This window comes from Streptomyces sp. LZ34 (assembly GCF_053890475.1).
This window is the reverse complement of sequence record NZ_CM132680.1, coordinates 8,002,505-8,021,555: the sequence shown is the minus strand read 5'-3', so window position 1 is coordinate 8,021,555 and position 19,051 is coordinate 8,002,505. Positions and strand designations below refer to the sequence as shown.

The window sequence follows — 19,051 nt, the reverse complement described above, 5'->3', positions numbered from 1 at the left end:
GGCCCTGTGTGGCGTCTTATGGGGGACCTGACTACACCCCCCGAAACGCCACCCGGGTCCAGTGCCCCAGCGGGCTCACCAAGGGCAGACTGAATGGCACACAGCGGCGGAAGGGCCGCCCCGAGGAGGGGTTACGAAATGAGCATCATGACCGACGAGAGGATCGACGGACGTCAGGTCGGCGGCAGCGGCCCCTGGCCCGTCCGTGGAGTGCGCGCCATGGGCCGTGGCCTGGCGCTGGCCGCCCTCGCCCCGTGGGAGGTGGTGCTCTTCTCCCTGATGGTGACCGCGATCTCCTTGCTGGGTGTCGGCCTCGGGGTGTTCCTGGTGCCCGCCCTGGCGGTGGCCCTGCGGGGGACCACGGCGATCACCCGGCGGCTGGCCGGCCAGTGGTCGGGGGTCGAGATCGAGGACCCGTACCGGCCGCAGCCGGCTCCCGAGCCGGGCTTCAAGGGCTTAATGCAGCGCAACCAGTGGATCCTCACCGACCCGGCGACCTGGCGGGACCTGGCCTGGACCCTGGTCAACCCCGTCGTCGGCCTGGTGATCGCGATCATGCCGCTGGCGCTGGTCGGCTATGGCGTCTTCGGGCTGATCATGCCCCTGATCTGGGAGGACATCGCCGACGCGGGCGGCAACAACTGGTACGCGATGATCAAGGTGACCAGTGACGGCTCCGCCCTGATGGCCGCCGCCCTCGGCGTCCCCATCGCGCTGGCCGGTCTGGCCGCGGGCCCGCACCTGATCCGGGTGCACGCCCAGTTCGCCAAGTCGCTGCTGGCCCCCACCGAGATGTCCCGCCAGGTGCGCCACCTCACCGAGACCCGCAGCGACGCCGTCAACACCTCGGCCGCCGAGCTGCGCCGTATCGAGCGCGACCTGCACGACGGCGCCCAGGCCCGGCTGGTCGCGATGGGCATGAACCTGGGCGTGGCCGAGCGGCTGCTCGCCAAGGACCCCGAGGCGGCCCGCGCCATCCTCGCCGACACCCGCCAGGCCTCCGCCAACGCCCTCAACGAGCTGCGCGACCTGGTCCGCGGCATCCACCCGCCGGTGCTCGCCGACCGCGGCCTGGCCGACGCCGTCCGCGCCCTGGGCATGGACAGCCCCCTGGAGGTCGACGTCAACGCCGAGCTGCCCGGCCGTCCCGAGGCCCCGGTCGAGTCCGCCATGTACTTCGCGATCTCCGAGGCCCTCACCAACGCGGCCAAGCACGGCGAGGCCCAGCGGGTCACGGTCGACCTCTGGTACGAGACGGGCCGGCTGCGCGGCCAGGTCACCGACGACGGGATGGGCGGCGCGGACCCCTCCCGGGGCACGGGACTGCGCGGAATGGAGCGCCGGCTTGCTACTTTCGACGGTGTCCTTGCCGTGACCAGCCCCCAGGGCGGTCCGACGACACTGACCATGGAGCTGCCGTGCGTGCTGTCCTCGCCGAAGACCTCTTCCTCCTGAGGGACGGGTTAGTCAGGCTTCTGGAGGCATACGACTTCGAGATCGTCGCCGCTGTGGACACCGGCCCCGACCTCCTGCAGGCCCTCATCGAGAAACGTCCGGACGTGGCAGTCGTCGATGTGCGACTCCCCCCGACGTTCACCGATGAGGGCCTGCAGGCGGCTTTGGAGGCCCGCCGCCAGATCCCCGGCCTTCCGGTGCTGGTCCTGTCCCAGTACGTGGAGCAGCTGTACGCCAAGGAGCTGCTGGCCGACGGCACCGGCGGCATCGGCTATCTGCTCAAGGACCGCGTGTTCGACCCGGACGAGTTCGTCGACGCGGTCCGCCGGGTGGCCGCCGGGGGCACCGCCATGGACCCCGACGTCATCGCCCGCCTCTTCGCCAGCACCACGTCCTCCGCCGCCGACCCCCTGGCCCGGCTGACCGCCCGGGAGCGCGAAGTCCTCGGCATCATGGCCGAGGGCCGCTCCAACGCCGCGATCGCCGAGCGGCTGGTCATCACCGAACGGGCCGTCATCAAACACACGTCCAATATCTTCGCCAAACTGGACCTGCCGGTCTCGGACGACGACAACCGGCGGGTCCTCGCCGTTCTGGCGTATCTGAAGTGACACCGCGTGGGTCACGGTGACACCAGCCCCGCCTCGTACGCGATGATGACGAGCTGGATCCGGTCCCGGGCGCCGAGCTTGGAGCGCAGGCTCGCGACGTGCGCCTTGGCGGTGCCCGGGCTGATGTGGAGCCGGGCCGCGAGCTCCGCGTTGGACAGGCCGCGCCCGACGAGGGTGAGCACCTCGCGCTCCCGGCCCGTGATGGCGGCGAGCTCGCGGGGCGGTGGCGCCGGGGCCGGTTCGGGGCGGCCGGCGAATTCCTCGATGAGGCGGCGGGTGACGCTCGGGGCGATCAGCGCATCACCGGAGGCGACCACCCGGATGGCCGAGAGGATGTCGTCGAGTGCCATGTCCTTGACGAGGAAGCCGCTCGCGCCGGCGCGCAGCGACGCGTAGACGTTGCTGTCGTCGTCGAAGGTGGTGAGCATGAGGACGCGGGCCGCCGGGGACTCGGCCGTGATCATCTGGGTGGCCTCGATACCGTCCATGCCGGGCATGCGGATGTCCATGACGACCACATCGGGCCTCAGTTCTCTGACCAGCCGCACCACATGGGTTCCGGTTCCGGCCTCGCCGACGACATCGATGCCCGGAGTGGAGTCGATGACCATGCGCAGCCCGGCGCGGACCAGAGGCTGGTCGTCGGCGAGTGCGACGCGGATGGTCATCGTTCCTCGGCGGGACGGGCCGGGGCGGCGAGGGCCGGGGCGGCAGAAAGGGGCAGCCGCGCGGCGACCCGGAAGCCGCCCTCGGGCCGCGGCCCGGCGCTGAACCGGCCGTCGAGGAGCGCGACCCGCTCCCGCATGCCGGTGATGCCATAGCCGGAGCCCGAAGCGCCCGCGCCGCCGTGGCCACCGTGCCCCTCATCGACGATCTCCACACGCAGTTCGTCATGCCGGTAGTCGATCGAGACCCGGCAGTGGCGGGTCCCCGCGTGACGTACCACGTTGGTCACCGATTCCTGGACGATACGGAAGGCGGACTGGTCGACAGCGCTGGGCAGCGGGCGCCGTTCGCCCCGCCACCGCACCTCGACGCGGACACCGGTGTGCGCCGTCGTCGCGGTCAGCCGGTCGAGGTCGGCCAGCCCCGCGAACGGGGTCGCCGCCATGGACTCCACGGTCTCCGGCTCCGTCCGGCGGAGCACGTCGAGCATGCTCCGCAGCCCTTGGAGGGTCTCCCGGCTGGTGGTCTCGATGGCGTCCAGCGTGGAGCGGGCCTGCTCCGGCCTGCTGTCGAGCACCCGGCTGCCCGCACCGGCCTGGATCGCGATGACGCCGATGCTGTGGGCGACCATGTCGTGCAGTTCGCGGGCGATGCGCAGCCGCTCGGCCGTCACCGCCTCGGCCGCGGTCCGCGCGCGCAACTCCTCGCCGTACTCGCGCCGCTGACGCACCGACATCCCCGCCAGCCAGGCGCACAGGACGAGCACGGCGAGGAGCGTGGTCAGGGCCAGGAAGCCCGGGGCGAACACGCGGCCCCAGCCACCGTCCCGGAAGAGGTCCGCCTGCAGGGCCGTCTCCTGAACGGCCAGCGTGACGGCCGCGGCGGCGGGTCCGACCCGGCGGGCGACTGTGGCCGTGAGAGCGCCGACCAGGAGGTCCGCGGCCAGGAACAGCGGCCAGATCTGCTCGGCCCGCGCCCCCAGCGCCACCACCCCGGCCGATTCGGCCAGCAGCGCCGCGAGGACCGGCCACGGCCGAGCCCGCGCCCACCCCAGCGGCAGCGCCATCGCGACCGTCACCCCCGCGAGGGCCGCGCCCGGCACGCCCTCCCCGGCCCCCGGCCCCGTACCGCTCGCTGCCGTCGCGTACAGCACCAGGCTCAGCCCGGCCACCGGCCCCCACCTCGACAAGGGCGGCGGCAGGGACGGCACGGGCAGGCGGGACGTGGTCTCGGACACGGGTCGGATCGTAGGCGGGCGCGGGTCTGCCGGGCATCGGCCTGCGGGCGTATACCCAAAGGCAGATGCCGCGGCGCGGATTCCTGCCGACGGGCCGATGCCGCACGGCCCCGGCCCGCGGCACCGTGGGCCGGGTGATCGAAGTCAACGGATTGACCAAGCGTTACGGCGACGTCCTCGCCGTCAACGACCTCACGTTCACGGTGCGGCCCGGGCATGTCACCGGATTCCTCGGCCCGAACGGCGCCGGCAAGAGCACCACCCTGCGGATGGTCCTCGGCCTGAACCGGCCCACCGCCGGAACCGCCACCGTCGACGGGCGCCCGTTCACCCGCCGGGAGGCCGGGCTGCACCACGTCGGCGCGCTGCTCGACGCGGGCGATGTCCACCCCGGGCACAGCGCCGCGGCGCATCTGTCCGCGCTGGCCCGCGGGAACGGCCTGCCCCGCCGCCGGGTGCGGGAGGTCCTGGAGGAGGTGGGGCTGGCCGGGGTGGCGCGCCGCCGCGTCGGGGGGTTCTCCCTCGGCATGCGGCAGCGGCTGGGCATCGCCACGACCTTGCTGGGCGACCCTCCCGTGCTGCTGTTCGACGAGCCGGTCAACGGCCTGGACCCGGAGGGGGTGCGGTGGGTGCGCGGCCTGTTCCGGCGGCTGGCCGCCGAGGGCCGCACGGTGCTCGTCTCCAGCCATCTGATGAGCGAGATGGAGCACACCGCGGACCGCCTCGTCGTCATCGGCCGGGGCGAGCTGATCGCGGACGAGACCGTCGCCGAGTTCGCGGCGCGCGGCACCCGCGCCGATGTCGCGGTGCGCACCCCCGACCCCACCGCGCTCGCGGCCGTACTGACCCGGGCGGGCGCGTCCGTACGGCCCGACGGAGGCGAGCGGCTCACGGTGACGGGGCTGACCGCGGCCCGCATCGGAGAGCTCGCCTTCGAGCACCGGGTCCTGCTGCGCGAACTCGCCCCGCGCACCGCGTCGCTGGAGGAAGCGTTCATGGAACTCACCGCCGACCGCGCCGACTACCTCGCGGGGGACCGCCGATGACCGCGACCGCCCCGGCCCTGCCGACCGCCCCGGCCCCGTCCGTCCCACACGCCGAGCCGCGCGTCCGGCTCCGCGATCTCCTGGCCGCCGAGTGGATCAAGCTGTGGTCGCTGCGCTCGACCCGCTGGGTGCTCGGCCTCGGCGCCCTGGCCGTCATCGCGATGGCGGCGCAGGGCAGCTTCGACACGTACCACAGCTGGCCGGACTACGGCCCGATGGAGAGGGCCCACTTCGATCCGATGACCGAGGCGCTGAGCGGTGTCGCCGTGGCCCTCCTGATGATTGGTGCGGGCAGTGTGGGGGCCCTGGCGATCGTCGGTGAGTACGCCAGCGGTCTGATCCGCACCACGCTGACCGCGGTACCGGCCCGCCACCGGGTGATGACGGCCAAGGCGGCCGTGGTCGGGGGCGTCATGCTCGCCGTCGGTACGGCCGTCTCCCTCGGCACGTTCGCCGTGAGCCAGGCCATCCTGTCCGGCCGCGGCATCGGCCTGTCGCTCGGCGATCCCGGCGTGCCTCACGTCCTGCTGGCGAACGCGCTGCTCGCGCCCTTGGCGGCGCTCGTGGGCATGGGAATCGGCGCGGTCCTGCGGCACACCGCGGCCGCGGTCGTCACGGCCTGTGCGGTCCTGGTCGTCGTGCCGCTCTTCTTCAAGCCGAGCACCCACCAGTGGGCGAATGACCTGTACGCCATGTTCCCGCTCTACGACTGGCGCCAATGCCTGTCCCAGCTGCACCCCCGCGACCTTGCGGCCCTGCCCTCGCCGGCCGGCTCATGGCTGGCCTTCGCTCTCTGGCCGCTCGTCGCGGTCGTCATCACCGTGCTCGTCGTACGGCGGCGCGACGTATGACCGCGGGCCTGACGGCCACTGCGCCGGGAACTCACCGCAAACGCAAGGCGCTCACCACCGGCCGGACGGCCGGCGTGTCGTCCGTGCGCAGCGCGACCGCTGCCGCGTAGCCGGGCGGGGCCGGTACGTCGGCGAGGGACCAGCCGGGCGGGGTGGCGGAGCCGGGCGGGGCGAGGTGGTCGGCGAGGCCGACGTGGTGGGTGCGGAGGCCGCCGGGCAGGCCGGTGCCGATGCCCTTGAGGTAGGCCTCCTTGCGCACCCAGCAGCTGAGGAACGCCTCCTCGTGCAGCGCCTCGGGCAGCGCCTCGATCGCCGTCCGCTCATCGGGGTGGAGCTGCCGGATCAGGCCGGCCAGCACCTTGCCGCCGCGCCGCGCGTTCCTGGCCTCGATGTCGGCGCCGACGGGCGCGTCGGCGAAGGCGTACAGCGCGGCGTCCTCGGCGTGCGACAGGGAGAACCGCAGCCCGGGCTCGCCCGCCACGGCGGGGCGGCCGTGCGGCTTGTCGCAGTCCGGCATGCCGCACAGCTCGCGGATCAGCTCGACCTCGGCGGGGTCGATGCCGAGATACGCGCCGAGGAGGACGCGCAGGCCCACATGGGAGGCGACATAGCGCTCCCGCAGGATGTCGTCGCGGAACCTGGCGGCCCGCTCGCTCTCGCGGGCGTCCAGCATCCCGGCGCGCGCGGCGGCGGCAGCGGCGGACGGCGGGATCCGCAGCAGCCATACGGCCACCTCGGCGCCGGAGGGCCGGTCCTCGGGGCGGGGCAGGGCACGGCCCGGGCCCCAGGCCCGGTCCCCCGCATCATCCGCCGTGCCCTCCGCCGTGTCGACGGCGGGATGCTGGACGCCCGGGTTGGTGTACGCCACGATTCCGCTCTCTCCCCGCAACGCTGCGACTGACTCAACATCCTTGCCCCGACGTGGCGTTGCCGCACGGACGACACCCGGTGACTTAGGACACGTTCCCCTACCGGCGGGTACGGTCACCCGCCCACACCACTACGATCAAGCACAGTCCGTGCACTTTCCGTAATGGGGGTTTGCGACATGGCGACGGGATTCTCGGCGAAGGCGGCCTCGGCGCTGGCCCTCCCGGTGGCTCCGCTGTACGGCGCCTTCCTCTCGTACTTCATCTACCACCCGCCCCGCAGGCCGTATCACAGGAAACCCGCGGACCTGGGGCTGACCAGCACCGACGTCATGGTGCCGCTGGGCGGCCGAGGGCGTCGGCTGCATGTGTGGCTGTGCCCGGGCGATCCGGACCGGGTGGTGGTGCTCGGGCACGGCCTGGGCCTGAGCAAGTCCGCGAGCCTGGCCCACGCCCGGCTGCTCAACGAGGCGGGCTATACGGTCGCGATGTTCGACCACCGCAACCACGGCAAGAGCAGCGCGGACCGGGCCTGCTGGGGCATGAGCGAGCGGCACACCGACGATGTGGTCGCGGTGGTCAGGCATCTGCGCGGCATGGCGGAGTACGCCTCGGCGCGCATCGCGGTCTACGGCTTCTCCATCTCCGCCTTTCCCTCCTTCTACATGCTCAGGAGGGACGGGGAGTGCCCGGTCGACGCGGTCGTCTTCGACAGCGGCCCGGCGCTGGAGCTGCGCCCGCTGTTCCGTAACTTCCTCGCGGCCGACGGGCTGCCGATCCCCGGCCCGCTGCGGAAGGGGCCGTCCCGGAAGGCCCTGGAGAAGGTCGCCTCGACGGCGGCGGTGGCGATGCTGCGGGTGCAGTGGCCGCCCGCGGCCGAGGGGGCGTACGAATCCACGCCGATGCTCTTTCTGACCGGCGAGAGCGACACGATGATCCCGGCGGCCGGGGTACGGGCGCTGGCGGAGCGGTATCCGCTGGCGGAGGTGCACACGCTGCCGGACACCGAGCATCTACAGGGCGTCAAGACGCATCCGGAGGTCTACGCCGAGACGGTCCTGGGGTTCCTGGGGCGGGCGATGAAGGGGTGACGAGGTGATGCCCGTTCGGGCGGGCCGCAGGCCGAATCCGCGCCGATTCGGGCACGGGAAATTGGCCTCCCCCGCCCCCGTTACGCGGGGGAGACCAAGTTCACCGGTGATGCCGATGGTGCGGAATCACCGGCTCCATGGTCTGTCACGTGGGCTTCGCGCCCCAGACCCATGGCACGAAGATGCCATACGAATTGCCGGGCCCCCGTATCCGGCGTAACCGGTGAAACGGGGGCCCGGTGGGCTGCCAAACGGTCAGGCGTGCGGGGGCAGGTGGCCCGCTGTCAGCCTCGCCTGTCAGTCCTTGATTTCGCAGATGACGGCGCCGGCGGTGAGGGAGGCGCCGACTTCGGCGGACAGGCCCTTGATGGTGCCGGCGCGGTGGGCGTTGAGGGGCTGTTCCATCTTCATCGCTTCCAGGACCACGACCAGATCGCCTTCGGCGACCGTGTCGCCTTCGGCGACGGCGACCTTGACGATGGTGCCCTGCATGGGCGAGGCCAGCGCGTCACCCGAGGCGGCCGAGCCGGACTTCTTCACCGCCTTGCGCTTGGGCTTCTTCGCACCACCCGCCTCCCCGGCGGCAGTCGCGGCGGCCAGGCCCAGGGATGCGGGGAGGGAGACTTCCAGGCGTTTGCCGCCGACCTCGACGACCACGGTTTCGCGGGGGGCGGTTTCTTCTGTTTCGTTGGTGCTGGTGGGGGTGTAGGGGGTGATGGTGTTGGTGAATTCGGTTTCGATCCAGCGGGTGTGGATGGTGAAGGGATCCGCGGTGAAGGCGGGGTCGGTGACGACGGCCTGGTGGAAGGGGATGGCGGTGGCCATGCCTTCGACCTGGAACTCCGCCAGTGCGCGGGCGGCGCGTTGGAGGGCTTGGGTGCGGGTGGCGCCGGTGATGATGAGTTTGGCGAGGAGGGAGTCCCAGGCGGGGCCGATCACGCTGCCGGATTCGACTCCGGCGTCCAGGCGGACGCCGGGGCCGGTGGGGGGTGTGAAGGTGGTGACGGTGCCGGGGGCGGGGAGGAAGCCTCGGCCGGGGTCCTCGCCGTTGATGCGGAACTCGAAGGAGTGGCCTCGGAGTGGGGGGTCGTCGTAGCCGAGGGGTTCGCCGTCGGCGATGCGGAACATTTCGCGGACCAGGTCGATGCCGGTGACTTCTTCGGTGACCGGGTGTTCGACCTGGAGGCGGGTGTTGACCTCGAGGAAGGAGATGGTGCCGTCGGTGCCGACCAGGAATTCGACGGTGCCGGCGCCGACGTATCCGGCTTCTTTGAGGATGGCTTTGGAGGCGCGGTAGAGCTCGGCGTTCTGGGTGTCGGTGAGGAAGGGGGCGGGGGCTTCTTCGACGAGTTTTTGGTGGCGGCGCTGGAGGGAGCAGTCGCGGGTGGAGACGACGACGACGTTGCCGTGGGTGTCGGCGAGGCACTGGGTTTCGACGTGGCGGGGTTTGTCGAGGTAGCGCTCGACGAAGCATTCGCCGCGGCCGAAGGCGGCGACGGCTTCGCGGACGGCGGAGTCGTAGAGTTCGGGGACTTCTTCGAGGGTGCGGGCGACTTTCAGGCCGCGGCCGCCGCCGCCGAAGGCGGCTTTGATGGCGATGGGCAGGCCGTGTTCCTGGGCGAAGGCGAGGACTTCGTCGGCGCCGGAGACGGGGTCGGGGGTGCCGGCGACCAGGGGGGCTCCGGCTCGCTGGGCGATGTGGCGGGCTGCGACTTTGTCGCCGAGGTCGCGGATGGCCGCGGGTGGGGGGCCGATCCAGGTCAGGCCGGCGTCGAGGACGGCCTGGGCGAATTCGGCGTTCTCGGAGAGGAAGCCGTAGCCGGGGTGGATGGCGTCCGCGCCGGACTCGGCGGCGGCGGCCAGGACCTTGGTCTGGTCGAGATAGCTGGCGGCGGGGGTGTCACCGCCCAGCGCGTACGCTTCGTCGGCCGCGCGCACGTGTACCGCGTCCCGGTCCGGATCGGCGTAGACCGCAACACTCGCGATCCCGGCATCCCGACAGGCACGGGCAACGCGGACCGCGATTTCGCCACGATTGGCGATGAGCACCTTTTGCATGCTCTCTCTTCCCTCTGTCAGAAGAACCGTCCGTGCAGGACGGTCAGTGGCTACCCCAGGGCCCGCTTGAGGAAATCCAGTACAACGTTCGCGTATGCCTCGGGATCGGTCTCCAAACCGAGCAGATGCTCGGCGTTCGGCAGGACGTGCGTCTCGGCCTGGGCATAACGCTCGGCGAGCGCGTCTACTGAGGAAGGCGGCACGATGGCGTCCCGCTCCCCCGACATGAACAGCAGCGGTATCTCGGCGAACTTCCCCGTCGCGGGCGGCGGCCACTGCGCCCGGACCAGGGCGGGCGCCAGCGAGCACAGCACCCCCGTCACCACCGACAGGGACGGCTCCCCGCTCAGCAGCGCCGGCACCGGCAACATCCCGGCCTCCAGGTACTTGCGCAGCAGCGGCGGTACGTCATGGCCGGGGCCGCTGTCGCACACCAGCGCGTCCACGGCGAACCCCTCGTGCGTCAGCGCCCACATGGACGAGAAGCAGGAGAAGGAGAAGCCGAAGACGGCCAGCCGAGCCTGGCCGTAGCCCTGGCTGCCGCGCAGATGGGAGACGACGGCGGTGACGTCGCTGGCGAACCGGTCGCCGAGGCCGAGCAGCGCCCGGTCGACGCTGCTGGCCCCGTGGTTGCGATGGTCGAACAGACAGACGGTGTAGCCCGCGTCGTGCAGGAACTTGGCGTGGCCGAGGCTGCGCGTCTTGCTCATCCCCATGCTGTGCCCGAGGACCACCACCTTCTGCTCGGATCCGGGGCACAGCCAGGCGTGGACGTACTTCCGGGCGGCGAAGGGGATCTTCAGCTCCGTGCCGGGCAGGCCGTAGTCCCGCGGATGCCCGTCGTCCTGTGCCCGGCGGCGCGGATGGAAGGCCCGGTAGGCCAGCGAGGCCCCGTACAGCGGGGCCAGCGGCAGCGCCGCGGCCGACAGGACGCGGGACTTCAGCGCGGGATACCGTACCGACTTCTGCCGTGGCTCGGGCATCTGCGTCCTCCGTGCGGGGAAGGGGTGTCCGTCGGGAGTCAGAGCGGTCTCGTCTCGGTCGTCTCGGGCGGATGGGTCGGCTGTGCGGTGCGGGTCGGCTGTGCGGTCAGCCGCAGCCCCCGGCGTGGCCCTGGTCGCCGGACCGGGCGGCGGCAGGGGGCACCGCCCAGCGGTAGCTGGGGGAGTCCGCGCCGGGCGGCGGCCCACCAGGCTCGGCGGGCTCGGGCTCGGGCTGCGGCGCGGTGCCGGGGCGGGCGCGGGCGCGGACGGACTCGACGAAGGCGGGCAGCCGGTCCACCCCCCAGAACTTGTCGTAGCCGTGGAGGAAGAACGGGACGCCGAACGCCCCGTCCCGGCCCAGGGCGAGCAGCGCCGCGAGACCCGGCCCCTCGCGCAGCGCCCGGTCCTCGACGGCCCCCGCCAGCCGCTCGGCCGGCAGCCCCAGTTCCCCGGCGATACCCGCGACCGTCGCCGGGTCGCAGATGTCCCGGCCCTCCTGCCAGCGCGCCCGGTAGACGCGCTCGATGTACCGCGGGCCGAGCCCGGCCTCCAGCGCCAGGAAGTACGCGAGGTGCGGCACCTCCCACACCGGGTCCTCGTCCAGCGGCCAGCTGACGTCGAGGCCGCGGGCGCGGGTGAGCCGCCGTACGTCCTGAAGGATGTAGAGGTGCTTCTCCCGGGTCATCGGGGTGTACGGGAACGTCTCGCCGTGCTCGTTCATGAGGCGTTCGCTGTCCGCGTCCGGCTCCCACCACGGGTGCCATTCCACCGCCTGGGCGACATCCGGATAGCGGTCCATCAGATCACGGTAGGCGATCCAGCTGTACGGACTGCGGAAATTGAAATAAAAGCGTGGCACCTTGCCGCGCCTTCCGGCCATCGCTGTTCCCCCCTTTCCGTTCCATGCGGCTCAGATGACGATGCCGCCGTCGACCTCGAAGACCGCGCCGGTCACATACTCCGCCCCGATCAGGTACGCGACCATGTCGGCGACCTCCTCCGGGCGGCCGAAGCGGCCGAGCGGGATGCTCTTGCGCGCCTCCTTCTGCGTACTTTCCGACAGCGAGGAGGTCATATCCGTATCGATGAAGCCCGGCGCCACCACATTGGCCCGGATGCCGTAGCGGCCGACCTCTTTGGCGAGCGACTTGGTGAATCCGATGATCCCGGCCTTGGACGCCGCGTAATTGCTCTGGGTGGCATTTCCGTGGACCCCGGCCACCGAGGAGATGTTGACGATGCAGCCGGATTTGCGCTTCATCATCTCGAAGACCACCGAGCGGCACACGTGGTACGTGCCGTCCAGGTTGACGCCCAGCACCTGCCGCCACTCCTCGTCCTTCATCAGCAGCAGCGGATTGTCCTGGGTGATGCCCGCCGAGGTCACCGCGACGTCGATGGCGCCCAGCCGCTCCTGCGCGAAGGCGACCAGCTCGCGCACCGAGTCCCCGTCGGAGACGTCCGCCTGCTTGCCGATCACCCGTCCGCCGCCGAGCTGCTCGGCCTCCTTCTCCAGCGTGCGGGCGGCGTCCGGGCTGGACCGGTAGCAGAACGCGACGTCGAAGCCGTCCCGGGCCAGCCGCAGCACCGTGGCGCGGCCGATGCCGCGCGAGCCGCCGGAGACCAGCGCGACGCGGGTCGTCGCGGAAGTCGCGGAAGTCGCGCTCGCCGTATCGGACGTCGTCGTATCGGGCGTCGTCGTGTCGGGCGTCGTCTCGTTCGTACGGGGCATCCGGTCACTCACCTCCCGTGGGGGCCGCGTCCGTCAGGTCCGCGGCGGGGCGCATGGTCATCACCAGCCGGCCGACCGTCAGCGCGGTCTCGTCCCCGACCTGGCTCTCGCCCTCGAACACGAAGGTCTCGCCGACCTGGCGGGTCAGCCGTACGCGGTGCTCGACGAGGTCACCGGGCACGACCGGGCGCAGCGGCACGGCGTCGGTGATGCCGCCCAGCAGCATGACCTGGCCGCTGAGCACATCCGGGTTCGGCTTGTCGTGGGCGACCAGCACCCCGGCGACATGGCACCAGGACTCGATCAGGACCGTCCACGGGTAGTGGTAGTCCTCCTCGGCGGCCTTGTCCTGCATCCCCTCGTACCAGGGCTCGTTGCAGGTCACCGCCTTGAGGCCGGTCGCACGCCCGCCCGGCACCAGCTCGGTGACCCGGTCGATCAGCAGCATGGGGTAGCGGTGCGGCAGCACCCGCTTGATCTCGCTGGTCGTGATCACCGTCCGGTGCGCCGGGTCCGCGGGCGCCGCCGCGGCGGCGCGGTCGGCCACGACGGCTTCCCGGTGGCCGCCGTCGCGGGCGTAGCGCAGCCGTACGAGCGCGACGGGCCCCCGCCCGGTGGACACGGCCACCCGGCAGCGCCAGGCCCCGGCGTCCCGCGCCCCGGCGTCCCGTGCCCAGGTGATGTCGCAGCTCAGCAGGTCGCCGGGGAAGACCGGGCTGGTGAACCGGGACGACTCGACGGCCACCAGGGTCCATCGCTCGCCGGGCTCGGGCAGGGTGGCCAGCGCGCCGCGGTGGGCGTACTCGACCACGCATACGCCGGGGAAGACGGGGAAGCCGGGGAAGTGCCCGGCGAACACCCGCTCGGTCGCGTCGATGAGGACCCTGGTCCGGGCCGGGCGGCCGCCCGGGGCCCCGGGGTCGACGACCTCGACCGTGCCGTCGACCGGTCCGCACGCGGTTGTCGTCGTCACCTCACTTCTCCAGCTTCGAGGCCAGCAGGTCATAGACCTTGCGCAGACAGGTGATCTCCTTCATCTCCTGCTCCTGTAGCTTCACCGAGTACTTCTTCTCCAGGACGACCATGACCTCCAGGGCCATGAGGGAGTCGACGCCGAGCTCCTCCACGAAGTCGGCGTCGTCGGTGACGTCCTCCTCCTCGACGTCGAGGACGTCGGCGACGAAGGCGCGCAGCTCCTCCAGGTCCAGGGCGGCGGCGGTGTCGGCCATGCGGGTTCTCCTATTTCTCAGGTCTTTCTCAGTCGGAAGGGGCGGTCAGCTTGGCGAGGGCGGCGGACGAGTCGACCGGCACGGTCGCCGCGTCCTTGGCGATGCGGCGGATCATCCCCGTCAGCTGGCGGCCCGGGCCCAGCTCGACGAACCGGGCGCAGCCGAGCTCGTCGGCGAGCGTGCGGACGCATTGCTCCCAGCGCACCGGGCTGGTGAGCTGACGCAGCTCCAGGTCCCGCCACCGGCCGCCGCCGGTGTACGCGCGGGCGTCCACGTTGGCGACGACGGGCATGTGCTCGGCGGCGAACTCCGCGGCGGCCAGCGCCGCCTCCAGCTCGGCCGCCGCGTCCGCCATGCGCGGGCTGTGGAAGGCGCCGCCGACCTTGAGCGGGATCACCTTGCCGCCGCTCTCGACGGCCGACTCGCCGAGCAGCGCCACGCCGTCGGCGGTGCCCGAGACGACGATGGCGCCGGGCGCGTTGACGTTGGCGACCCACAGCTCCTCGCCCGACTCCTGGACCCGGACGGCCAGCCCCTCCACGGTCTCCGCGTCGAGGCGGACCACCGCGGCCATGGTGCCCGGCGACCGTTCGGCGCAGACGCGCATGGCGCGGCCGCGGGCGGCGACCAGGCGCGCGGCGTCGGCGAGCGGCAGCGCCCCCGCCGCGTACAGCGCGGTGTACTCGCCCAGGCTGTGCCCCGCGCACGCGGCCACCTCGCCCAGCACGCCCGCCGCCGCGGCCTCGCGGTGGGCGAGCACCTCGGTGGTGAACACGGCGATCTGGGCCAGGTCGGTGCGGCGCAGCGTCTCGTCGTCGGCCTTCAGCAGCAGGTCCTCGACGTCCACTCCGGTGTACTCGGAGATGCCGGCGACCAGCGGCCAGGACTCGGACTCCCGCCAGGTCTCGCCCATGCCCTGCTTCTGGGCGCCCTGGCCCGGGAAGACGAGGGCGGTGCGCGCGTCCCCGCTGGTGCTCTGTGTGTTCTCTGTGCTCGCTCTGTCGTCGTTCGTCATCTCAACCAGCTCCTCACGGTGGTCCCGCGTGTTACGTGGTCGCTTGCGGCCGGGTAACGAGCAGGGCCGCGCCGACCACGCCGTCCCGGTCGACCGAGGTGACCAGGGCCAGGCTGCCGGGGGCGGTGTCCGCCCGCTCGGCGAGCGCCAGCACGGCGGTGATCTGGAAGGCCGCCGAGGCGGCGTAGGTGTCCCCGATGGAGTCGGCGGCCGATACGCGCAGCGGCTCATGGCCGTCGAGCACCTCCGCGAGGGCGGCGCGCTCCGCCGCCCCCTCCGCGCCCGGCGCCTGCGAGTCGGCGACCGCCCAGATCTGCCCGGGCGCCGCGTCCGTACGGTCCAGCAGCCGCCGTACCACGTCGGCGAGCACCGTACGGGCCCGCCCGGCGTCGGTGGCGAAGCCGAACTCCAGCCCCGCGACCTCGACCAGGCCGCCGCGGCCGTGCTCGCGCGCGGTCGCGTCCGGCTCCAGCAGCCACACCGCCGCGCCCTCGCCGAGCACGGCCGCGGTGTCGCCGTCGGCGCGGGAGTGCCACTCCAGCCAGGCGCGGGCGGAGGAGAACTCCTCGACGGCCCCGCACAGCACCGTGGTGGCCCGCCCGGCGCGCTGTAGCCGCAGCGCGTACTGGAGGGTGAGCAGCCCGGTGGCGCGGCCGCCCGCGATGGTGGTGTTGGGGCCTTTGAAACCGTGCCAGATGGCGGTCTGCCCGGCCGCGCAGTTCATGACGGTGTTGGGGAACCGGGCCGGGTCCACGAAGAAGGGGCGCTCGCCGACCAGGGAGTCGCGGGTGAAGTCCATGATGGACTGGGCGCTTCCGGTGCTGGTGCCCAGCGCCACGCCGGTGTCCTCGCCCACGCCGGGGAGGCGTTCACCGGCCGCGCGCTCGCCGGCCGCGGCCGCCGCGCCCGGCCGCTCGGCCGTCCCCGGCCGCTCGTCGGTGAGCAGCTGGCCGATGGCGGTCACGGCCAGGCCGGTGGTCCGGTCCATGGAGCGGGTGCCCTTGCGGCCGAGGATCTGCTTGATGTGGAAGTCGGGCACGAGGCAGGCCTCGTGGAAGGGCACGGACCACTCCTCGGGGTCCAGCGGCTTGCCGGCCCTGCGGCCGGAGCGCAGCCCGGTGGCGAAGTCCGCCCCGTACAGGCCCAGCGGAGATATGGCGGCCCAGGCGGAGATGACCGGGCCGCTGGTGGCGGTGGCGAAGACCATGGATCCGTGCACTCCTTCGGGAGAGGACTGGGGAGGTGTGCGGGTGGGCGGCAGGCTTGCTCTCGGGCCCGGTCACAGGAACCACACCTGTTCGTACGAGGGCCAGCGGGCCGCCAGTCCGCCGCCTTCGACGACGCGTACGCCGGGCAGCAGCCGGTCCGCGGCGGTGCGGCCGAGCGCGGTGAGATCGGGCTCCTCGACCAGCACGGCCACCCCCGCGGCGAGGATGTCCCGCACCGTGGCGCGCGGGTCGGGAAGGGTGTCGAGGGTGCGGCCGCCGATGCGTACCGCAGGTTCGTAGTCGGTGGTCAGGGCGTAGCCGACGGCGAGTCCGCGCAGCGCGAGATCGGTACCGCCGCTCTGCCGGTGCAGCTCGGTGATCAGGGACAGTACGTCGGCGAACTGCCGCTCGACCGCGCCCCGGTAGGCCCGTTCGATCATCACCAGCCAGCGCGCCGTCATCTCGGGCATGGTCAGTGCACCCCCAGGGACAGGCATGTGCGGGCCACGGCCACGTGCTCGGCGTACTTGAACATGGGCCTCCTGCGCACCTGCGGGATCTGGTCGGCGGCGCCCCGCTCCTCGGCGCAGAAGGCGCAGATGTACCAGTAGAGGCGGTCCGGGTGGTCGGTCAGCAGCTCGCGCACGAGCCGGGGGGCGGAGGGGTACTCCCGCTCCCAGTCGCCGTAGTTGCGCGGCTTGGTCTCGCCGAGGCCCGTCCAGGTCAGCCGGGTGGCGTCGGCGCAGGCCCAGATCTGGACCCGCGCGCCCTTGGCGAGCAGCGCGGTCGTCAGCCGCAGGGCGGAGCTGACGAGTTCGGTCTGGTGCGGGGCGCCGAGGAGCTGCAGCAGTACGTCGGTGGGGGGCGGCGACCAGGCCATCAGTGCCACACCGCCCGTAAGCGGGGTTCCAGCAGCTTGTCCGCCACGTCGTCCATGTCCGCCAGGCGGGATCCGGGCAGCAGGTCCTCGGCGGGGAGGGCGCGCTGGGCGGCCGAGAAGGCGTCCACCCACAGCTCGCCGCCGCCTTCCAGGAAGGTCGCGACGCGGGGCGAGGCGCCGGGCAGCGCGGCGGTGACCCCGTTCTCGACGAGGAACAGCACCACGCGGTGGCCGTCCTGGAGCAGCCGTACGGCGTCGCCGACGAACCGCTCGCAGGAGGGCCCCGACTCCGGCCCGCCGCTCTCGACGAGCAGATGGTCAGTCATGGCCGCCCTCCCCCGTGGCCCCCTCGGACGTGTCGAACGCCTCGGCCAGGAAGCCGAGGACCCGCTTCTCGTACTCCGCCGCGTCGAACCGCAGCCCTCTCATATGCGGGGCCCCGGCCGCCGTCCAGTACTCGGCGCGGGGGTAGTGGCGGGCGGTCCGCTCGACGGCGTCGGGGCGGACGAAGGTGTCCTCGGCGCTGCCGATGAACATCAGCCGGGTGTCGTACGCCGACAGGTCCGGCGGCCAGCCGGTCAGGCGCAGCATCCGCATCGCGAAGAACTCGAAGGCGCGCTCGTAGGCGGCCAGCGTGAGCGGCCCGCGCAGCCGGCGCGGCAGGGTCCGCCCGCGCAGCGCCGCGAAGTTCCGCAGCCCGGCCGGGACGTCGAATGCCGGGCCGCTGTCCGCGATCACGGCGGCCACCGGCACCCGGGAGCGGCGCACCACCTGGAGCGCGGGCCAGGTCGAGAAGGAGAAGCCGTACAGGGCGATGGCGCCGCCGCGCAGCCGTGGGTCGGCGGCGGTGGCGTGGAGCACGTCCCGCAGATCGCTGGTGTACCGCTCGGCCATGCGGCCCAGCGCCCGGTCCGCGCCGCTGTCCCCGTGGTTGCGCATGTCGTACGCGATGACGTGGTGGCCCGCCCGGTGGAGCAGCTCGATATGGCCGAGCGCCATGGACCTGGTGCGGCCCATGCCGTGGCACACGATCACGGTGTGCGGCCCGGCGCCCGGCACCACCCAGGCGCGCAGCGGGACGCCGTCGAAGGAGGCCACCACGGTCTTGTGGAGCAGGGGCAGCCCCTTGTCCGCCGGGGTGCGGGTGCGCTGCCCGGCGGGGGCAGAGGGGGGGTGGTAGAGCTGATACGCGTGCTTGGCCGCGCCGACGATGCCCAGCAGCGGCGCCGCGGGGGCGCGCAGGGCGCCGCCCAGCCGCCGCGGCGGTGCGCCGCCGGTCTCTGCACTGGTCATCGTCGGTCCTCGGCCTACGGAGTTGAATCAGGTCAGGTCAGGAGCTCGCCGCCGTCGACCCCGATCACGTTGCCGGTGATCCAGGAGGAGTCGGTGCGGGAGAGCAGGGAGATGGCTTCGGCGACGTCCTCGGGCCGGGTCAGCCTGTGGTGCGGATTGAGCCCGCGCGCGTACTCGGCGAGCCGGTCGCTGTCCGGGATGCGCTCCATGGACGGGGTCACCGTCACCCCGGCGCGCAGCGCGTTGACGGCGATGCCGGAGGGGGCGAGCTCCATGGCGAGCTGGCGCACATGCGACTCCAGCGCCGACTTGGCCGCGGACACGGCGCCGTAGCTGGGCATGACCCGGGCGCCGCCCGCGCTGGTCATCGCGTACACCTTCGCGCCCTCGCGCAGCAGGCCCGCGGTGAACAGGTCCTGCGTCCAGTAGACGAGGGAGTGGGCCATGACGTCGAGCGTCATGTTCATCTGGCGGGAGGTCACGCCCGGCTCGCCCTCGGGTGCGACGAAGGGCAGCAGGGTGCCGAAGGCGAGGGAGTGCACCAGGATCCTGACGCCGGACTCGCCGGTCAGCTCGGCGAACCGCGGCAGCAGTTCCTCCCGGGTTCTGGCGGAGGCGGCGTTGGCGTTGAAGAAGTGCGCCTGGACGCCGTGCGCGCGCAGCTCCTCCCGCGCGACGGAGGCCTTCTCCTGCCCCTCCGCGGTGTCGAAGTGCACGCCCAGGATGTTGACGCCCCCGCGCGCCAGCTCCTGGGCGGTGGCCAGGCCCATGCCGCTGGATGCGCCCAGGATCAGGCACCAGGAGCCCTCGAGTGGTGTGATCATCAG

The 19,051-nt window shown here is 72.6% G+C and carries 21 protein-coding genes; 5 read left to right on the top strand and 16 right to left on the bottom strand.

The window, feature by feature from the left end; translation table 11 throughout:
• Positions 1–138: 138 nt before the first annotated feature.
• Both ACWY4P_RS33780 and ACWY4P_RS33775 read left to right on the top strand, forming a co-directional pair.
• Positions 139–1,455, top strand: coding sequence for a sensor histidine kinase (locus tag ACWY4P_RS33780; RefSeq protein ID WP_456204333.1), 1,317 nt, complete (start codon positions 139–141; stop codon positions 1,453–1,455).
• Positions 1,419–2,066 carry a LuxR C-terminal-related transcriptional regulator gene (locus tag ACWY4P_RS33775; protein WP_456204332.1) on the top strand — a complete coding sequence of 216 codons (648 nt, stop codon included), beginning with the start codon at positions 1,419–1,421 and terminating at the stop codon, positions 2,064–2,066. The genes ACWY4P_RS33780 and ACWY4P_RS33775 overlap by 37 nt, the downstream gene beginning before the upstream one ends.
• An 11-nt stretch (positions 2,067–2,077) precedes the next feature.
• Here the strand turns inward: ACWY4P_RS33775 and ACWY4P_RS33770 are convergent, their stop codons facing one another.
• Positions 2,078–2,734, bottom strand: a complete 657-nt coding sequence (locus tag ACWY4P_RS33770) for a response regulator transcription factor (RefSeq protein ID WP_456204331.1) — start codon at positions 2,732–2,734, stop codon at positions 2,078–2,080.
• Positions 2,731–3,969 (bottom strand): sensor histidine kinase, encoded by a 1,239-nt coding sequence (locus tag ACWY4P_RS33765; RefSeq protein WP_456204330.1) that lies wholly within the window; start codon positions 3,967–3,969, stop codon positions 2,731–2,733. The genes ACWY4P_RS33770 and ACWY4P_RS33765 overlap by 4 nt, the downstream gene beginning before the upstream one ends.
• Positions 3,970–4,103: 134 nt before the next feature.
• Between ACWY4P_RS33765 and ACWY4P_RS33760 the strand changes: the two genes are divergently transcribed.
• Entirely contained in the window at positions 4,104–5,015 is a 912-nt protein-coding gene (locus ACWY4P_RS33760) for an ATP-binding cassette domain-containing protein (RefSeq protein WP_456213151.1), read from the top strand.
• Positions 5,012–5,866: an ABC transporter permease subunit gene (locus tag ACWY4P_RS33755; protein ID WP_456204329.1), complete on the top strand. Its 855-nt coding sequence runs from the start codon at positions 5,012–5,014 to the stop codon at positions 5,864–5,866. The genes ACWY4P_RS33760 and ACWY4P_RS33755 overlap by 4 nt, the downstream gene beginning before the upstream one ends.
• A gap of 31 nt (positions 5,867–5,897) precedes the next feature.
• Here ACWY4P_RS33755 and ACWY4P_RS33750 read toward each other — a convergent pair whose 3' ends face one another.
• Entirely contained in the window at positions 5,898–6,734 is an 837-nt protein-coding gene (locus tag ACWY4P_RS33750) for a 4'-phosphopantetheinyl transferase family protein (protein WP_456204328.1), read from the bottom strand.
• A 180-nt stretch (positions 6,735–6,914) separates the two neighbouring features.
• Between ACWY4P_RS33750 and ACWY4P_RS33745 the strand changes: the two genes are divergently transcribed.
• A complete protein-coding gene (locus ACWY4P_RS33745; protein WP_456204327.1) occupies positions 6,915–7,826 on the top strand; it encodes an alpha/beta hydrolase in 912 nt (303 codons plus the stop codon).
• Between the two features lie 297 nt (positions 7,827–8,123).
• Here the strand turns inward: ACWY4P_RS33745 and ACWY4P_RS33740 are convergent, their stop codons facing one another.
• The 13 genes from ACWY4P_RS33740 to ACWY4P_RS33680 all read right to left on the bottom strand — a co-directional run bounded on the left by ACWY4P_RS33740 (position 8,124) and on the right by ACWY4P_RS33680 (position 19,048).
• On the bottom strand, positions 8,124–9,884 hold the full coding sequence (locus ACWY4P_RS33740; protein ID WP_456204326.1) for an acetyl/propionyl/methylcrotonyl-CoA carboxylase subunit alpha: 1,761 nt from the start codon (positions 9,882–9,884) through the stop codon (positions 8,124–8,126).
• A 50-nt stretch (positions 9,885–9,934) separates the two neighbouring features.
• On the bottom strand, positions 9,935–10,867 hold the full coding sequence (locus ACWY4P_RS33735; RefSeq protein WP_456204325.1) for an alpha/beta hydrolase: 933 nt from the start codon (positions 10,865–10,867) through the stop codon (positions 9,935–9,937).
• 106 nt (positions 10,868–10,973) lie between these two features.
• Complete coding sequence (locus tag ACWY4P_RS33730; protein ID WP_456204324.1) at positions 10,974–11,747, bottom strand: DsbA family protein; 774 nt, start codon at positions 11,745–11,747, stop codon at positions 10,974–10,976.
• Between the two features lie 30 nt (positions 11,748–11,777).
• Complete coding sequence (fabG, locus tag ACWY4P_RS33725; RefSeq protein WP_456204323.1) at positions 11,778–12,599, bottom strand: 3-oxoacyl-[acyl-carrier-protein] reductase; 822 nt, start codon at positions 12,597–12,599, stop codon at positions 11,778–11,780.
• A 4-nt stretch (positions 12,600–12,603) separates the two neighbouring features.
• Positions 12,604–13,572: a hypothetical protein gene (locus tag ACWY4P_RS33720; RefSeq protein WP_456204322.1), complete on the bottom strand. Its 969-nt coding sequence runs from the start codon at positions 13,570–13,572 to the stop codon at positions 12,604–12,606.
• Between the two features lies 1 nt (position 13,573).
• Entirely contained in the window at positions 13,574–13,828 is a 255-nt protein-coding gene (locus ACWY4P_RS33715; protein WP_456204321.1) for an acyl carrier protein, read from the bottom strand.
• A gap of 28 nt (positions 13,829–13,856) precedes the next feature.
• Positions 13,857–14,843: an ACP S-malonyltransferase gene (locus ACWY4P_RS33710; protein WP_456204320.1), complete on the bottom strand. Its 987-nt coding sequence runs from the start codon at positions 14,841–14,843 to the stop codon at positions 13,857–13,859.
• Between the two features lie 31 nt (positions 14,844–14,874).
• Positions 14,875–16,050 (bottom strand): beta-ketoacyl synthase N-terminal-like domain-containing protein, encoded by a 1,176-nt coding sequence (locus ACWY4P_RS33705; RefSeq protein WP_456204319.1) that lies wholly within the window; start codon positions 16,048–16,050, stop codon positions 14,875–14,877.
• Positions 16,051–16,122: 72 nt separating this feature from the next.
• The gene (locus tag ACWY4P_RS33700) at positions 16,123–16,521 is read right to left on the bottom strand and encodes a hypothetical protein (RefSeq protein ID WP_456204318.1); all 399 of its coding nucleotides are present in this window, start codon (positions 16,519–16,521) and stop codon (positions 16,123–16,125) included.
• Between the two features lie 2 nt (positions 16,522–16,523).
• Positions 16,524–16,931 (bottom strand): hypothetical protein, encoded by a 408-nt coding sequence (locus ACWY4P_RS33695; protein WP_456204317.1) that lies wholly within the window; start codon positions 16,929–16,931, stop codon positions 16,524–16,526.
• On the bottom strand, positions 16,931–17,257 hold the full coding sequence (locus ACWY4P_RS33690) for a hypothetical protein (protein ID WP_456204316.1): 327 nt from the start codon (positions 17,255–17,257) through the stop codon (positions 16,931–16,933). The genes ACWY4P_RS33695 and ACWY4P_RS33690 overlap by 1 nt, the downstream gene beginning before the upstream one ends.
• Positions 17,250–18,224 (bottom strand): alpha/beta hydrolase, encoded by a 975-nt coding sequence (locus ACWY4P_RS33685; protein WP_456204315.1) that lies wholly within the window; start codon positions 18,222–18,224, stop codon positions 17,250–17,252. The genes ACWY4P_RS33690 and ACWY4P_RS33685 overlap by 8 nt, the downstream gene beginning before the upstream one ends.
• 32 nt (positions 18,225–18,256) lie before the next feature.
• Entirely contained in the window at positions 18,257–19,048 is a 792-nt protein-coding gene (locus ACWY4P_RS33680; RefSeq protein WP_456204314.1) for an SDR family oxidoreductase, read from the bottom strand.
• Positions 19,049–19,051 lie beyond the last annotated feature (3 nt).

What these genes read in the sequence shown, in the direction of transcription:
- ACWY4P_RS33780 (WP_456204333.1), top strand. Translation starts at nt 139, where the DNA reads ATGAGCATCATGACCGACGAGAGGATCGACGGACGTCAGGTCGGCGGC.
- ACWY4P_RS33770 (WP_456204331.1), bottom strand. Translation starts at nt 2,734, where the DNA reads ATGACCATCCGCGTCGCACTCGCCGACGACCAGCCTCTGGTCCGCGCC.
- ACWY4P_RS33755 (WP_456204329.1), top strand. Translation starts at nt 5,012, where the DNA reads ATGACCGCGACCGCCCCGGCCCTGCCGACCGCCCCGGCCCCGTCCGTC.
- ACWY4P_RS33745 (WP_456204327.1), top strand. Translation starts at nt 6,915, where the DNA reads ATGGCGACGGGATTCTCGGCGAAGGCGGCCTCGGCGCTGGCCCTCCCG.
- ACWY4P_RS33740 (WP_456204326.1), bottom strand. Translation starts at nt 9,884, where the DNA reads ATGCAAAAGGTGCTCATCGCCAATCGTGGCGAAATCGCGGTCCGCGTT.
- ACWY4P_RS33735 (WP_456204325.1), bottom strand. Translation starts at nt 10,867, where the DNA reads ATGCCCGAGCCACGGCAGAAGTCGGTACGGTATCCCGCGCTGAAGTCC.
- ACWY4P_RS33730 (WP_456204324.1), bottom strand. Translation starts at nt 11,747, where the DNA reads ATGGCCGGAAGGCGCGGCAAGGTGCCACGCTTTTATTTCAATTTCCGC.
- fabG (WP_456204323.1), bottom strand. Translation starts at nt 12,599, where the DNA reads ATGCCCCGTACGAACGAGACGACGCCCGACACGACGACGCCCGATACG.
- ACWY4P_RS33715 (WP_456204321.1), bottom strand. Translation starts at nt 13,828, where the DNA reads ATGGCCGACACCGCCGCCGCCCTGGACCTGGAGGAGCTGCGCGCCTTC.
- ACWY4P_RS33710 (WP_456204320.1), bottom strand. Translation starts at nt 14,843, where the DNA reads ATGACGAACGACGACAGAGCGAGCACAGAGAACACACAGAGCACCAGC.
- ACWY4P_RS33705 (WP_456204319.1), bottom strand. Translation starts at nt 16,050, where the DNA reads ATGGTCTTCGCCACCGCCACCAGCGGCCCGGTCATCTCCGCCTGGGCC.
- ACWY4P_RS33700 (WP_456204318.1), bottom strand. Translation starts at nt 16,521, where the DNA reads ATGCCCGAGATGACGGCGCGCTGGCTGGTGATGATCGAACGGGCCTAC.
- ACWY4P_RS33695 (WP_456204317.1), bottom strand. Translation starts at nt 16,931, where the DNA reads ATGGCCTGGTCGCCGCCCCCCACCGACGTACTGCTGCAGCTCCTCGGC.
- ACWY4P_RS33690 (WP_456204316.1), bottom strand. Translation starts at nt 17,257, where the DNA reads ATGACTGACCATCTGCTCGTCGAGAGCGGCGGGCCGGAGTCGGGGCCC.
- ACWY4P_RS33685 (WP_456204315.1), bottom strand. Translation starts at nt 18,224, where the DNA reads ATGACCAGTGCAGAGACCGGCGGCGCACCGCCGCGGCGGCTGGGCGGC.
- ACWY4P_RS33680 (WP_456204314.1), bottom strand. Translation starts at nt 19,048, where the DNA reads ATGATCACACCACTCGAGGGCTCCTGGTGCCTGATCCTGGGCGCATCC.